Source organism: Agrobacterium sp. SORGH_AS 787, assembly GCF_030819035.1.
Lineage (GTDB): Bacteria > Pseudomonadota > Alphaproteobacteria > Rhizobiales > Rhizobiaceae > Agrobacterium > Agrobacterium larrymoorei_B.
In genome coordinates this window covers 969,542-983,723 of record NZ_JAUTBG010000002.1, presented here as the reverse complement: position 1 = coordinate 983,723, position 14,182 = coordinate 969,542, and the positions used below count along the sequence as shown (strand labels likewise).

Below are 14,182 nucleotides of genomic sequence, written 5' to 3'. Positions count from 1 at the left end.
CGACGATGGCACGCAGGGGGGAGCAAGGCATGCCAACGACACTCGATCATTTCAGACCGGATGAGTATTCGCCCTATCACTTCTTCAGCTCGGAAGAATGGTCGAAATTTCGCGCCGACACGCCTTTGACGCTCTCCGCCGACGAGGTGAAGCGCCTGCGCTCACTGGATGACCCGATTGATCTCGATGAGGTCCGGCGGATCTATCTATCGCTCTCACGTCTTCTTTCCTCGCATGTGGAAGCGTCGCAACTGCTCTTCGCGCAGCGCAATCGCTTCCTCAATATGGAGCACGTCAACAAGACGCCCTTCGTCATCGGCATCGCAGGCTCGGTTGCAGTGGGCAAATCCACCACCGCCCGTATTCTGAAAGAGCTTCTGGCGCGCTGGCCCTCCAGTCCGAAGGTCGATCTGATCACCACGGACGGCTTTCTCTATCCGAACGAGGTGCTGCGGCGCGAAAATCTGATGGATCGCAAGGGCTTTCCCGAAAGCTATGACATTGGCGCGCTGCTTCGCTTTCTTTCCGCCATCAAGGCCGGCCAGCCGAATGTCCAGGCGCCGCGTTACTCGCATCTGGTCTATGACGTGCTGCCAACCGAGTTCACCAATGTCGACCGGCCGGACATCCTGATTTTCGAAGGCATCAACGTGCTGCAGGCGCGCAACCTGCCGGCAGGCGGTCGTATCGTGCCGATGGTCTCGGACTTCTTTGACTTCTCGATCTATATCGATGCAGACGAAAAGGTCATCCATAACTGGTACGTCAACCGCTTCATGAACCTGCGCAACACCGCCTTTCGCGATCCGACATCCTACTTCAATCGCTATGCGTCGATTTCGGAAACGGCAGCGCTGGCGATTGCAGAAGGGCTTTGGGAAAATATCAACCTCAAGAACCTGCGCGAGAATATCGTGCCCACGCGCCCGCGCGCTGACCTCATCTTGCGGAAAGGCCAGAACCATCTGATCGATATGGTGGCGTTGAGAAAGCTTTAGGTCTTTGTTTCCGACGGGATCGGGCCGTCTCGTATCTGTTCGGGATGGCTAATCCTGCCCGGGCTTGCCGCGCATCTTCTTGATATCAGACCGGCCTGATTTCGCTTTCAACCTGCGCTCGACCGAACCCTTCGTCGGCTTGGTGGCCTTACGCGGCGGCGGCGGGGGCTCGGCTGCCTTGAGGATCAATTCCTTCAGACGCTCCCGCGCATCTTCCCGGTTCCGCTCCTGTGTGCGGAACTGGCTGGCCTCGATCATCAACACTCCGTCTTTTGAGACGCGCCGTCCACCAAGCTTCACGAGATTGGTCTTGATCCGGTCCGACAGCGCCGGAGAAGCCGTGATATTGAAGAAAAGTTGAACCGCGGTGGAGACCTTGTTGACGTTCTGGCCACCCGGCCCGCCAGCCAGCACGAATTGCTCCGTCAGTTCCCATCCGGCAATTGTTATTCTGCTGCTGATGTAAAGGGGCGCGCTTGCCATGTCATTCTCCGGCAGGCGTGATGCCACAGATCCAAGATAATGAAAACCATCAGGCCGGCTTCAAGCACCAGAATGATCATATAGAATATCAAACGAAAAACCCGGCACAAGGCCGGGTTCGTATCGTGAAGAGATCGAGTCCTTACTCGGCGGCAGCCAGCAGGCCAAGAGCAGCGTCACGCACGGTGCTGTCGACATGATCTTCGAACTTGGTGAAGTTGGTGACGAACATGTTGACCAGCTTCTTGGCCTGCGCATCGTAGGCGGTGCCATCGGCCCAGGTCGAGCGCGGGTCGAGGATGCTGTTGTCGATACCTTCGAGCGAAGTCGGAACGGCGAAGCCGAAATTGGCGTCGGTGCGGAACTGGGCGTTCTTCAGCTCGCCAGTCAGTGCAGCGGTGAGAAGCGCGCGCGTTGCCTTGATCGGCATGCGCTTGCCGATGCCGTAGGCACCACCGGTCCAGCCGGTGTTGACCAGCCAGCAATCCACGCCGTGCTGCGCAATCAGATCACGCAGCAGGTTGCCGTATTCCGTCGGATGACGCGGCATGAAGGGAGCGCCAAAGCAGGTCGAGAAGGTGGCTTCCGGCTCAGTCACGCCTTTTTCCGTACCGGCAACCTTGGCGGTGTAGCCGGAGAGGAAGTGGTACATGGCCTGTTCCGGTGTCAGACGCGCGATCGGCGGCAGCACACCGAAGGCATCGGCGGTCAGCATGATGATCGTCTTCGGATGACCGGCAAGGCCGGTCTTCGAGGCGTTGGGAATGAAGTGCAGCGGATAGGCGCTACGCGTGTTTTCCGTCAGCGAATTGTCGTTGAAGTCCGGAACACGGTTTTCGTCGAGAACGACGTTTTCCAGAACCGTGCCAAAGCGGCGCGTTGCCGCGTAGATTTCAGGCTCGGCCTCGGCAGAGAGCTTGATCGCCTTGGCGTAGCAGCCGCCTTCGAAGTTGAAGATACCGTCTTCGCCCCAGCCATGCTCGTCGTCACCGATCAGCGTGCGCGCCGGATCGGCCGATAGCGTTGTCTTGCCGGTGCCCGACAGGCCGAAGAACACAGCGGCATCACCATCCGGGCCGACATTGGCGGAGCAGTGCATCGGCATGACGCCCTTGGCAGGCAGCAGGTAGTTGAGAACAGTGAAGACCGATTTCTTGTTTTCGCCAGCATAGGATGTGCCGCCGATGAGAACGATGCCCTTGGTCAGGTCGCAGGCGATCACCGTTTCGGTGCGCACGCCGTGACGGGCAGGATCGGCCTTGAAGCTCGGCAGGTTGATGATGGTGAGCTTCTGCTTGAAGGAGCCAAGCTTCTCACGCGCGGGGCGGATCAGCAGGTTACGGATGAAGAGGCCGTGCCAGGCAAGCTCGGTAACGACGCGTGTCGGCAATGCGTTTTCTTCATCGGCACCGCCCACGAGATCCTGAACGTAGAGCGTCTTGCCAGCCGCATGCGCGACCATGTCCTTGTGCAGGATTTCGAAATGCTCCGGCGACAGCGGCTTGTTGTTGTCCCACCAGATGGTGTTTTCCGTGTTGGCATCGCGCACCACGAATTTGTCCTTCGGAGAACGGCCGGTGTGTTGACCGGTAACGGCACGCAGCGCGCCATCGACGGTCAAGTCCGCCTCGCCGTTGCGGATCGATTCTTCGTACAGCTCACTCTCGATGAGGTTGTAATGCACGACAGCGGCGTCGCCCAGACCAAGTGCAGACACACCGTTTTCTGGATTGTGTACTCCGAGTTCTTTCATGGCGCGTTCCCTTTTTCTGAATGCGGGCCGTGTAAATTTTCAGCGAAGCTACCGGCAAGGATAGGAAATGGCAAGATGCTCATCGAAAAATATCTAACAATTTCAATATATTAATCGATTTAAAAGATTTTATTCCTTTTTAAATCGGTTTAGTTGGCTCGCAAATCCCAGCTGATGCCTCCCTCTGGAAAATCATCCTGCAAAGCCGAGCTTTCTCGGGGGATTGGCCTTTGCCACAATTTGTTCCACCTTTATACTCATGAGACGTGTTCACGGCGCACAACCTAGGCTGGGTGAATGTCGGGAGCAGAGATTGCAATGACGATGGAGACCAATTTTATGCAGACGATTGCGCTTGTAGACGACGACCGTAATATCCTGACATCGGTGTCGATCGCGCTCGAAGCGGAAGGCTATAAGGTCGAAACGTATACCGATGGCGCTTCCGCCCTTGACGGGCTGATTGCGCGCCCGCCTCAACTGGCGATTTTCGATATCAAGATGCCGCGCATGGATGGCATGGAGCTCTTGCGCCGTCTCAGGCAAAAGTCGGATCTTCCTGTCATCTTCCTGACCTCCAAGGATGAAGAAATCGACGAGCTGTTCGGCTTGAAGATGGGGGCCGACGATTTCATCACCAAGCCGTTTTCGCAGCGCCTTCTCGTCGAGCGCGTCAAAGCGATCCTGCGCCGCGCGAGCAGCCGAGAAGCAGCAGCGACCGGTGTAAGCCCGATGAAGACCGCTGCCGATCAGGCGGCGAGAACGCTGGAGCGCGGCCAGCTCGCCATGGACCAGGAACGCCATACCTGCACCTGGAAGGGCGAGCCGGTCACTCTGACCGTGACGGAATTCCTCATCCTGCATTCGCTGGCGCAGCGCCCAGGCGTCGTCAAGAGCCGCGATGCGCTGATGGATGCCGCCTATGACGAGCAGGTCTATGTCGACGACCGCACCATCGATAGCCACATCAAACGCCTGCGCAAGAAGTTCAAGCTGGTCGACAATGACTTCGATATGATTGAAACGCTCTATGGCGTGGGCTATCGCTTCCGCGAAGCGGCTTAAGGCCGGAGAATGACGCCGCACTAGTGGTCTGATTTTGACATTTGCTACCGCTTGCAGAGGCTTCGAGAACAAGTGTCAAAATCGCGAGTACCACTAGCAAGTTTTGTTTTTAGTGGAATTTACGAATTTGACATTTGATCCTCGAGATCGCCGCACATGCTATCAAATGTCAAATTCATTCCACTATCGGGGCTGAGGAACGCACGTGTTGAACAAGACGCAGGATAGCGCATCGGAGACATCCGATGCCGACGATCGTGAGAGCGGTCGGCGGCACCGGATTCATCCGTTGACGATCATCCGGCGGATTTTCGGCAACGCCGTCTTCTCCAGCCTTACGCGCCGCATTCTTTTCTTCAATGTCGCCGCGACCGTCGTGCTGGTCGGTGGTATTCTCTACCTCAACCAGTTTCGCGAAGGGCTGATCGATGCGCGGGTGGAAAGCCTGCTGACACAGGGCGAAATCATCGCCGGTGCGATCTCCGCCTCGGCGTCGGTGGATACCAATTCGATCACGATCAATCCGGAAAAGCTGCTGGAATTGCAGGCGGGTCAAAGCATCACGCCGGTGCCGAATGATGAGGACTTGAGCTTTCCGATCAATCCCGAGCGGGTTGCGCCGGTTCTGCGCCGGCTGATTTCGCCGACCCGCACCCGCGCCCGCCTCTTCGACGCGGATGCGAACCTGCTTCTCGATTCGCGACATCTTTATTCCCGCGGCCAGGTGCTTCGCTACGACCTGCCGCCGGTGACACCTGAGACCCAGACCTGGAGCGAATGGTTTGCCAGTCTGTTCAACCGTATGCTGCAGCCAAGCAGCCTGCCTCTTTACAAAGAGACGCCTGGCGGTGACGGATCGATCTATCCGGAAGTGATGAACGCGCTGACGGGTGTTCGTGGCGCTGTGGTGCGCGTCACCGAAAAAGGTGAGTTGATCGTTTCGGTCGCCGTTCCGGTCCAACGTTTCCGCGCCGTGCTGGGTGTCCTGCTTCTGTCCACACAGGCGGGCGATATCGACAAGATCGTGCACGCTGAGCGACTGGCGATCATGCGCGTCTTCGGCATTGCGACGCTGGTGAACATCGTCCTGTCGCTGCTTCTCTCATCCACCATCGCCACACCGCTCCGCCGTCTCTCAGCCGCCGCCATCCGCGTGCGCCGGGGTGCCAAGGCACGTGAGGAAATTCCGGACTTCTCCGCCCGTCAGGACGAAATCGGCAATCTCTCGATTGCGCTCCGAGAAATGACCAACGCGCTTTACGACCGGATCGATGCGATCGAGAGTTTTGCGGCGGATGTCAGCCACGAGTTGAAGAACCCGCTCACCTCCCTGCGCAGCGCCGTCGAAACTCTGCCGCGCGCGAAGACGGACGAATCCAAGCAGCGTCTTACCGAAATCATTTTCCACGACGTGCGCCGTCTCGACCGCCTGATCAGCGACATTTCCGATGCCTCGCGTCTTGATGCGGAACTGGCGCGTGCCGATTCCTCACCGGTGGATCTTGAGGTACTGCTCAACGGCCTTGTCGAAATCTCGCGACAGATTTCCAGCAAGAAGAAGACGGTCACTATCGACTACGTGGCCGATCACAAACCCGGTGTGAAGACGAGCTACGTCGTCAACGGTCATGATCTTCGCCTTGGCCAGATCGTCACCAATCTGATCGAAAACGCCCGTTCCTTCGTCTCGCAGGATGGCGGACGCATTTTCGTCCATCTGCTGCGGCATAAGGATCGCTGCCTGATTCGCGTCGAGGACAATGGTCCCGGCATTCAGGCTGAAGATATCGACCGCATTTTCGAGCGCTTCTATACCGACCGTCCGGCAAGCGAAGGCTTCGGTCAGAATTCGGGCCTTGGTCTTTCGATCAGCCGGCAGATTGCCGAAGCCCATGGCGGTACGCTGAAGGCGGAAAACATCATCGACAAATATGGTGTGATCTCAGGCGCCCGCTTCACTCTGTCGCTTCCGGCAGCCCACACCCATGAGCGCTGACCGCATCAATTACCATGCGACCGCCATCGTCATCGACGGGACCGGACTGCTGTTTGTCGGTCCTTCCGGCAGCGGCAAAAGCGAGTTGGCCTTCAGCTTCATGACGGAGGCAAAACGGTGTGGCCTGGATACCGCGCTCGTGGCGGACGATCAGGTTCTGATGTCGCCGAAAGCCGACCGCGTGATCGTGCAGCGGCCGGAGAGCATTGCCGGACTTTTTGAATTGCGCGGTAGCGGTATCGTCGAAATTGAAAGCATTCCATCAGCTGCGATGGACTATGCGGTAACGCCTGTTCTGCACCCGGACACCCCTCGCCTGCCGCCGGAGACTGAGTGGCTGGATCTACCGACCGGCAACAGGCTACCGCTCATTCGGATTCCGCTTTCCAGCATCACCCCCTATGGAAAATTTGCTGCACTTGCTCAAAATCTGTTCAAAGCACAGGGAAAGTGAACGAGAATCCCACAATTGGGGGCTTGCGCTTCCCATTTTCCTCATCAAGATGTGGTCCCACCGATGGACAGGTTTGCGGCATTGCGATAGGGCGGCAGACCAGACGCAGGTCCAGGTGGCAAAGTGCGTGTGTAAGGGAGCATTTCATGATCGGACTAGTGCTTGTCACCCATGGCAAGCTGGCTGAGGAATTTCGTCACGCGGTTGAGCATGTGGTCGGGCCTCAGAAGTTGATCGAGACCGTATCGATTGGGCCCGAAGACGACATGGATCAGCGTCGGCAGGATATTATCGACGCCGTTACACGCGCCAATGACGGCAATGGCGTCATCATCCTCACGGATATGTTTGGCGGAACGCCCTCCAACCTTGCCATTTCCGTGATGAATAGCGGCACGGTCGAGGTGATTGCAGGCGTCAATCTCCCCATGTTGATCAAGCTTGCCGGCATTCGCACTGAAGACAATATGGACAAGGCCTTGCAGGAAGCGTCCGACGCCGGCCGGAAATACATCAATGTCGCCAGCCGCGTTCTCAGCGGCAAATAAGAAGAACACGCTTCATGTCCTCACTGTCGAAGGAACTGCTGATCGTCAATAAGCGTGGTCTCCATGCACGCGCCTCCGCGAAATTCGTACAGATGGTGGAACAGTTCGATGCCGCGATCTCTGTATCGAAGGACGGCATGACGGTAGGTGGCACTTCGATCATGGGGTTGATGATGCTGGCCGCGAGCCCTGGGTGTACCGTTCTCGTCGAAGCAAGCGGCAATCAGGCGGATGAAGCCCTTGCAGCGCTCGAGGCGCTGGTGGCTGACAGGTTCGGCGAAGAACTTTGATAACCACCATATAAAGACATAAAGACTTCTTTATATCATTATTGCCAGATCAGCCATTGCCTGTTAGAACCGCAGCCTGAATTACGAGGCAGCGGCACGGTTCCCTGCCATTTTGAGCAGGAGACCTTTATGAGCGCTGACAAGGACTACATCGTCGCGGATATCAACCTTGCCGACTACGGCCGCAAGGAACTGGACATTGCCGAAACTGAAATGCCGGGCCTGATGGCCTGCCGCAGCGAATTCGGTCAGAGCAAGCCGCTGAAGGGCGCACGCATCTCCGGCTCGCTGCACATGACGATCCAGACCGCCGTTCTCATCGAAACCCTGAAGGAACTCGGCGCTGATATCCGCTGGGCGTCCTGCAACATCTTCTCGACGCAGGACCACGCTGCTGCGGCCATCGCGGCTGCAGGCATCCCCGTCTTCGCCGTCAAGGGTGAAAGCCTGACCGAATATTGGGAATACACCGACAAGATTTTCCAATGGACCGATGGCGGCCTCTCCAACATGATTCTGGATGACGGTGGCGATGCGACCATGTACATCCTGCTCGGCGCACGCGCGGAAGCTGGCGAAGACGTTCTGTCCAACCCAGGCTCTGAAGAAGAAGAGATCCTCTTTGCACAGATCAAGAAGCGTCTTCAGGCCTCGCCAGGCTGGTTCACCAAGCAGCGTGATGCCATCAAGGGCGTGACTGAAGAAACCACGACAGGCGTTCATCGTCTTTACGACCTCAGCAAGAAGGGTCTCCTCCCCTTCCCTGCGATCAACGTCAATGACAGCGTCACCAAGTCGAAGTTCGACAACAAGTATGGCTGCAAGGAATCGCTGGTTGACGGTATCCGTCGCGCCACCGACGTGATGATGGCCGGCAAGGTTGCCGTCGTCTGCGGTTACGGCGATGTCGGCAAGGGTTCGGCTGCTTCGCTTCAGGGCGCTGGCGCCCGCGTCAAGGTCACCGAAATCGATCCGATCTGCGCACTTCAGGCTGCCATGGACGGTTTCGAAGTCGTTCGCCTGGAAGACGTCGTGTCTTCGGCAGACATCTTTATCACCACCACCGGCAACAAGGACGTCATCCGCATCGAGCATATGCGCGAGATGAAGGACATGGCGATCGTCGGCAATATCGGCCACTTCGACAACGAAATTCAGGTCGCTTCGTTGAAGAACCTGAAGTGGACGAACATCAAGCCGCAGGTGGACATGATCGAGTTTGCCAAGGGCAACCGTATGATCCTTCTGTCGGAAGGCCGCCTGCTTAACCTCGGCAATGCGACCGGTCACCCTTCCTTCGTCATGTCGGCTTCCTTCACCAACCAGGTGCTCGGCCAGATCGAACTCTTCACCAAGCAGGGCGAGTACAAGAACGACGTTTACGTGCTGCCGAAGCACCTTGATGAGAAGGTCGCCCGCCTTCACCTCGAGAAGCTTGGCGTGAAGCTGACCGAACTTTCCGACACGCAGGCAGATTATATCGGCGTCTCGAAGACGGGTCCGTTCAAGGCAGAACACTACAGATATTGATTTTATAGTTAATATCCACATCAAATACACCACATCTAGGCGTCGCGGACTTGACAAAGTCCGCGATTTCTTTTTGGGCGCCGCCCTTCCCGGAAATTTGCTGAGACGGTATTGTCTGAAGACTTGATTCGTGTGGGCGGATGCCCGTGCGAAAATGGGATGTCTTGTCGAAGATGCGGCACATAGGACGGAGACAGACCGGGGATGTCGGTAAAAAAAGCGAACTCGCGCCAGCGGGTGCAAAAGAACGTGGAGACGGGCAGAAACGAGGTGCCTGTTCTTGAACGATTGCGCGGCTCTCTGACCACTATGGCAGGCGCCTTGCGCCAAAAGATGTGCGCGGTCTCCGCGCTGATGGCTGGAACGGCGCTCAGCGGCTTCGCCACGGTTGCCCGGGCACAGGACGGTGCGCTCCTCCTAAGAAGCGAACGTTTGTTCTCCTCCAATGAAACCATCCTTTATTCGATCTTCGTCGGCGCTCTTTCCGCGACCCTCTTCTCGATCGTCTGGCTGGTGCGCCAGCGCGGCAATATCGAAGCTGGGATGAAAGAGTACCGCACGGCCCTCTCCGAAGCGCAGAACAAGATTTCCAAATATGAGGCGCTGATTTCCGACAAGTCGCGCCGGATCGTCATTTGGGAAGACACCGGCGAGCGTCCGGAATTCTTTGGTCAGTTGCCACCCGAAACTGGCGTGCCGTCTGCCGATTCCGACTTTTTGGCCTTTGGCCGCTGGCTGCGCCCCACGTCGGCAGCACCGCTGGAAAAGGCAATTGAGCTGCTGCGCGGCCAGGCGCAAAGCTTCGACCTGACGATCGAGACACAGCGCGGAGAAGTCATCGAGGTTCAGGGACGCGTGTCCGGCGGCAAGGCCTTTGCCCGCTTTATCGCTCTCAACAATATGCGGGCCGAACTGGCGGAGCTGAGGGTAGAGCGCGAGCGGCTGCTTTCCTCCATGTCGACCTTCCAGGAGCTTCTCGATTCCATCGAGCAGCCCGCCTGGCGCAGAAACAATGAGGGCGCGCTGATCTGGGTGAACCACGCCTATGCGATTGCCGTGGATGCCACCACGCCACAGCAGGCGGTCGCCGAACAGCGCGAATTGCTGAACACGGTGACGCGGCAGAAGATCCGTGCCACGGCAACGCCGGAATCGCCCTATCACGACCGGATCTCCACCGTGGTATCCGGCAACAGAACCTTCTTCGATGTGGTCGATATCAAGACGCCGAGCGGCTCTGCCGGTATTGCGATCGATGCTTCCGATGCCGAGACCATCCGCGAAGAGCTGAAGCGGACACTGAAAAGCCATGCGGAAACGCTCGATCATCTGGCAACGCCAGTCGCCATCTTCGATGGCGAGCAGCGCCTGCAGTTCTACAATCAGGCTTTTGCCCGCCTTTGGGGCCTCGATCTGGTGTTCCTGGAATCGAAGCCCGGCAATTCCGAGCTTCTCGATCGGCTGCGCAGCGCCGGAAAGCTGCCGGAGCAACTCAGCTGGAAGAGCTGGAAAGAGACAGCACTTTCCGTCTATCGCGCACTCGATACCAAGACCGATCTCTGGCACCTTCCGAACGGACAGACGCTGCGTGTCATTGCCACCGCGCATCCACAAGGCGGTGCGACCTGGGTGTTCGAGAATCTGACCGAACAGGTCGATCTCCAGACCCGTTACAACACGCTGGTCAAGGTTCAGGGCGAAACCATCGATCATCTCGCCGAAGGTGTCGCCGTGTTTGGCGCCGACGGGCGTATTCGCCTGTCGAACCCGGCATTTCGCGCACTTTGGGCGATTACCGCGGAAGAGGCCGAAGCCGGCAAGCATATCCGCTCCATCGAAGCCGTCTGCGCACAATCCTACGACAAGCCGGATGGCTGGCGTGCCTTTGCGCAATTTATCACCAGCTTCGATGACGAGCGTCCTTCCAAGCAGGGAACGCTGGAACTTCTCTCCGGCCTTGTGCTCGATTACGCCGTGATCCCACTTCCCGACGCGCAGACCATGCTGACCTTCGTCAACATGACGGACAGCGTCCGCGCCGAACGGGCTTTGAAGGAAAAGAACGAGGCGCTGCGCAAGGCCGACGAGCTGAAGAACGATTTCGTCCAGCACGTTTCCTATGAGCTGCGCTCACCGCTGACCAATATCATTGGCTTTACCGACCTTCTCAAAACGCCCGGCATGGGTGAGTTGAACGATCGCCAAGCCGAATATCTCGATCATATATCGACCTCGTCATCCGTGCTGCTGACCATCGTCAACGACATTCTCGACCTAGCGACCGTCGATGCGGGCATCATGCATCTGAATTATGCCGAGAATGATTTGAACGAGCTTCTGGACGATGTGGCAGTGCAGATCAGCGACCGTCTGCAGGAAAGCGGCGTTTCGCTCGAGATTGTCGCACCGGCCCATCTCGGCTCCATCGTCGCCGATCACCAGCGGCTGAAGCAGATCCTGCTGAAGCTTCTGACCAATGCCGTCAACTTCTCGCCGGAAGGTTCGGCGATCCGCCTGACCTGCCAGCGTAGCGAGGGCGATTTCGTATTCTCGGTCGCCGATCAGGGTCCCGGCATCCCCGAGGACATGCTGAAGACGGTCTTTGACCGCTTCTCGACACGCGGCCAGGCCGGCCGACGCACGGGGGCAGGCCTTGGCCTCTCCATCGTCGAAAGCTTCGTCAGTCTGCATCAGGGCACCGTTACGCTTGACAGCCGCCCGGGTGAAGGCACTGTCGTGACCTGCCGTATTCCCTCCCACGATCAGCCGCAGTCCATTGCTGCCGAATGAGTGACGAGACGCTTTCCCTTTCGCTCTTCCTCGCTGATGAAGCCGAGACCATCCGGCTTGGCGAGGAACTGGCGCTTGCAGTCAAGCCGGGCGATGCCATTGCGCTGGTGGGCGATCTTGGGGCTGGAAAATCTACCCTGGCGCGGGCTTTGATCCGCGCGATCGCCGATGATGCCGAGCTCGAAGTACCGAGCCCGACGTTTACCATCGTTCAATCTTATGCTCTTCGATTTCCCGTCGCGCATCTCGATCTCTATCGTCTCTCCGACGTGTCGGAACTGGACGAACTCGGCATCGACGAGATGCTGTCGGACGGCGTGTGCCTGATCGAGTGGCCGGAGATGGCAAGCGACGTGCTGCCTAAAGCATCGACCATCCTGCTGCGCCTCACACACGAGGGAGACGGCCGGCGTGCTGTGATCGAAGCATCCCGGCGTCACGTCGAGCGGCTTGAGCGGGTCTTCGCCATTCGCCGCTTTCTGGAACGGAACGGCAAGGGGAGCACCACGCGGCGCTATTTCAGTGGTGACGCCGCCTATCGCACCTATGAACTGGTGCGTGATGACGACAGCCAATATCTGTTGATGGACTGGCAGCCACAGCCGCCCGGCCCCGCTCTTCACAACGGCAAATCCTATTCGGAGATCGTGCATCTTGCCCGCACGGTCGAGCCGTTCGTTGCTCTTGATCTCCATCTCCGAAGCGAAGGCTTCGCGCTGCCCGAAATCCTGGCGCGCGACATGGATGAAGGCATCCTGCTTTTGAGCGATATGGGACGCGCAGGCGTTCTGGATGCCAATGGTGCGCCCATTGAGGAGCGCTACATCGAAAGCGCTGCCTGTCTGGCGGCGCTGCATGAAAAGCCGATGCCTGCAACGATCGGGCTGCCGGATGGTGGGCGCTATGAGATTCCACGCTTCGATGCCGATGCGATGAAGATCGAGACCTCGTTGCTGCTGGACTGGTACCTGCCCCACATCCATGACGGCAAACCAACCGACGACGCCAAGCGGCAGGATTTTTTCGCCGTTTGGGATCAGTTGATCGCCAAGCTTGCCGATGTGGAAACAGGGCTCGTCTTGCGCGACTTCCACTCGCCGAACATCATCTGGCAGCAGGACAAACCAGCGCCGCAGCAAGTGGGCATCATCGATTTTCAGGATGCGATGATCGGCCCGACGGCCTATGATCTGGCCTCGCTGGTACAGGATGCGCGCGTGACCATCCCGCCTGATCTGCAGGCGCGGATGATGGAGCGCTATCTCGATGTTCGCCGAAAAAATCCTGCCTTCGATGAGAAGGTGTTTCTCAAAGCCTTCGCCATCATGGCGGCGCAACGCAATTGCAAGTTGGTCGGCGCCTGGGTTCGGCTTTTGAAGCGCGATGGCAAGCCGGGCTATATGAAGCACATGCCACGCACTTTCACCTATATGCGGGCCGCGCTTGACCATCCCGACCTTGCGCCGCTGCGGGACTGGTTCGCGCGTGCGGGCATAGACCTCAACTCTCACTGAAGCTTTTCCCATGACGATCAGACAAGCGATGGTTCTGGCAGCAGGTCTCGGCACGAGAATGCGCCCGATCACCGACACGATCCCCAAGCCGCTGGTCAAGATCGCGGGCAAGCCGATGATCGATTATGTGCTCGATCTCCTAGCAGCGGCGGGAGTCGAGACGGTTTCCATCAACGTCCATCACCATGCCGAGCAGATGGTGGCGCATCTTGAAGGCCGTCAAGACCTTGAGATCCTGATCTCGGATGAGCGCGCGCAGTTGCTGAATTCCGGCGGCGGTCTCGCCAAGGGTTTGAAATTGCTGACGCCAGGACCGGTTCTGGTGATGAATGCCGATCTCTTCTGGGTCGGTGAAACGCCTGGCCTTCCCACCAATCTACAGAAGCTTGCGGCAGGGTTCGATGCTGGCCGCATGGATATGGCGATGCTTTGCGTCGATATGGATCGCACGACCGGCCATAACGGCAAGAAGGATTTCAACTTCGCAGAGGATGGGCGCCTCACCCGTTATCAGGAGGGTGAACCCCACCCGGTGGTTTACGCTGGCGCGATCGCCATGGATACGCGCCTGCTGAACGATGCCCCTGTCGATGCCTTCAACCTCAATATCTATTTCGACCGTGCCATTGCAAAAAACCGTCTGTATGGCGTGATGCTGGACGGTCAGTGGATTACGGTCGGCACACCGGATGCTATAGAGGATGCGGAGCGAACTGTCGCTTCCGTTTAGAGCGCCGTGCATCCTTTAGGACGCAAAAAGG

General features: G+C 58.0%; 12 protein-coding genes. 10 read left to right on the top strand and 2 right to left on the bottom strand.

All coding sequences use genetic code 11. From position 1 onward, the window contains the following. Positions 1-5 precede the first annotated feature (5 nt). The gene (gene coaA / locus QE435_RS14015; RefSeq protein ID WP_306934960.1) at positions 6-998 is read left to right on the top strand and encodes a type I pantothenate kinase; all 993 of its coding nucleotides are present in this window, start codon (positions 6-8) and stop codon (positions 996-998) included. Between the two features lie 48 nt (positions 999-1,046). On the opposite strand, the gene arfB is transcribed toward coaA, so the two are convergent. Further along, positions 1,047-1,481, bottom strand: a complete 435-nt coding sequence (gene arfB / locus QE435_RS14010; RefSeq protein WP_349041748.1) for an alternative ribosome rescue aminoacyl-tRNA hydrolase ArfB — start codon at positions 1,479-1,481, stop codon at positions 1,047-1,049. 142 nt (positions 1,482-1,623) lie between these two features. Beyond that, the gene (locus QE435_RS14005; protein ID WP_349041747.1) at positions 1,624-3,234 is read right to left on the bottom strand and encodes a phosphoenolpyruvate carboxykinase; all 1,611 of its coding nucleotides are present in this window, start codon (positions 3,232-3,234) and stop codon (positions 1,624-1,626) included. 339 nt (positions 3,235-3,573) lie between these two features. On the opposite strand from QE435_RS14005, the gene chvI reads away from it, so the two are divergent. The 9 genes from chvI (at position 3,574) to QE435_RS13960 (ending at position 14,151) form a co-directional block, all read left to right on the top strand. Then, positions 3,574-4,299: a two-component system response regulator ChvI gene (chvI, locus tag QE435_RS14000; RefSeq protein ID WP_306934958.1), complete on the top strand. Its 726-nt coding sequence runs from the start codon at positions 3,574-3,576 to the stop codon at positions 4,297-4,299. 205 nt (positions 4,300-4,504) lie between these two features. Beyond that, positions 4,505-6,295: a sensor histidine kinase gene (locus QE435_RS13995; protein ID WP_306934717.1), complete on the top strand. Its 1,791-nt coding sequence runs from the start codon at positions 4,505-4,507 to the stop codon at positions 6,293-6,295. Continuing rightward, positions 6,285-6,749 carry an HPr kinase/phosphorylase gene (locus QE435_RS13990; protein WP_349041746.1) on the top strand — a complete coding sequence of 155 codons (465 nt, stop codon included), beginning with the start codon at positions 6,285-6,287 and terminating at the stop codon, positions 6,747-6,749. The genes QE435_RS13995 and QE435_RS13990 overlap by 11 nt, the downstream gene beginning before the upstream one ends. Before the next feature lie 146 nt (positions 6,750-6,895). Further along, positions 6,896-7,297 (top strand): PTS sugar transporter subunit IIA, encoded by a 402-nt coding sequence (locus QE435_RS13985; protein ID WP_306934715.1) that lies wholly within the window; start codon positions 6,896-6,898, stop codon positions 7,295-7,297. 14 nt (positions 7,298-7,311) lie between these two features. Then, positions 7,312-7,587, top strand: a complete 276-nt coding sequence (locus tag QE435_RS13980; RefSeq protein ID WP_306934714.1) for an HPr family phosphocarrier protein — start codon at positions 7,312-7,314, stop codon at positions 7,585-7,587. 129 nt (positions 7,588-7,716) lie between these two features. Then, a complete protein-coding gene (ahcY, locus tag QE435_RS13975; protein WP_111848737.1) occupies positions 7,717-9,117 on the top strand; it encodes an adenosylhomocysteinase in 1,401 nt (466 codons plus the stop codon). A 309-nt stretch (positions 9,118-9,426) separates the two neighbouring features. Further along, the gene (locus QE435_RS13970; protein ID WP_309773097.1) at positions 9,427-11,907 is read left to right on the top strand and encodes an ATP-binding protein; all 2,481 of its coding nucleotides are present in this window, start codon (positions 9,427-9,429) and stop codon (positions 11,905-11,907) included. Next, positions 11,904-13,421, top strand: a complete 1,518-nt coding sequence (tsaE, locus tag QE435_RS13965) for a tRNA (adenosine(37)-N6)-threonylcarbamoyltransferase complex ATPase subunit type 1 TsaE (protein WP_349041745.1) — start codon at positions 11,904-11,906, stop codon at positions 13,419-13,421. The genes QE435_RS13970 and tsaE overlap by 4 nt, the downstream gene beginning before the upstream one ends. A 10-nt stretch (positions 13,422-13,431) precedes the next feature. Then, positions 13,432-14,151 carry a nucleotidyltransferase family protein gene (locus QE435_RS13960; RefSeq protein ID WP_349041744.1) on the top strand — a complete coding sequence of 240 codons (720 nt, stop codon included), beginning with the start codon at positions 13,432-13,434 and terminating at the stop codon, positions 14,149-14,151. The last annotated feature ends 31 nt before the right edge of the window (positions 14,152-14,182 follow it).

Coding starts and splice junctions, on each gene's coding strand:
- coaA (WP_306934960.1), top strand. CDS start 6: ATGGCACGCAGGGGGGAGCAAGGCATGCCAACGACACTCGATCATTTC.
- arfB (WP_349041748.1), bottom strand. CDS start 1,481: ATGGCAAGCGCGCCCCTTTACATCAGCAGCAGAATAACAATTGCCGGA.
- QE435_RS14005 (WP_349041747.1), bottom strand. CDS start 3,234: ATGAAAGAACTCGGAGTACACAATCCAGAAAACGGTGTGTCTGCACTT.
- chvI (WP_306934958.1), top strand. CDS start 3,574: ATGCAGACGATTGCGCTTGTAGACGACGACCGTAATATCCTGACATCG.
- QE435_RS13990 (WP_349041746.1), top strand. CDS start 6,285: ATGAGCGCTGACCGCATCAATTACCATGCGACCGCCATCGTCATCGAC.
- QE435_RS13985 (WP_306934715.1), top strand. CDS start 6,896: ATGATCGGACTAGTGCTTGTCACCCATGGCAAGCTGGCTGAGGAATTT.
- QE435_RS13980 (WP_306934714.1), top strand. CDS start 7,312: ATGTCCTCACTGTCGAAGGAACTGCTGATCGTCAATAAGCGTGGTCTC.
- ahcY (WP_111848737.1), top strand. CDS start 7,717: ATGAGCGCTGACAAGGACTACATCGTCGCGGATATCAACCTTGCCGAC.
- QE435_RS13970 (WP_309773097.1), top strand. CDS start 9,427: ATGGCAGGCGCCTTGCGCCAAAAGATGTGCGCGGTCTCCGCGCTGATG.
- tsaE (WP_349041745.1), top strand. CDS start 11,904: ATGAGTGACGAGACGCTTTCCCTTTCGCTCTTCCTCGCTGATGAAGCC.
- QE435_RS13960 (WP_349041744.1), top strand. CDS start 13,432: ATGACGATCAGACAAGCGATGGTTCTGGCAGCAGGTCTCGGCACGAGA.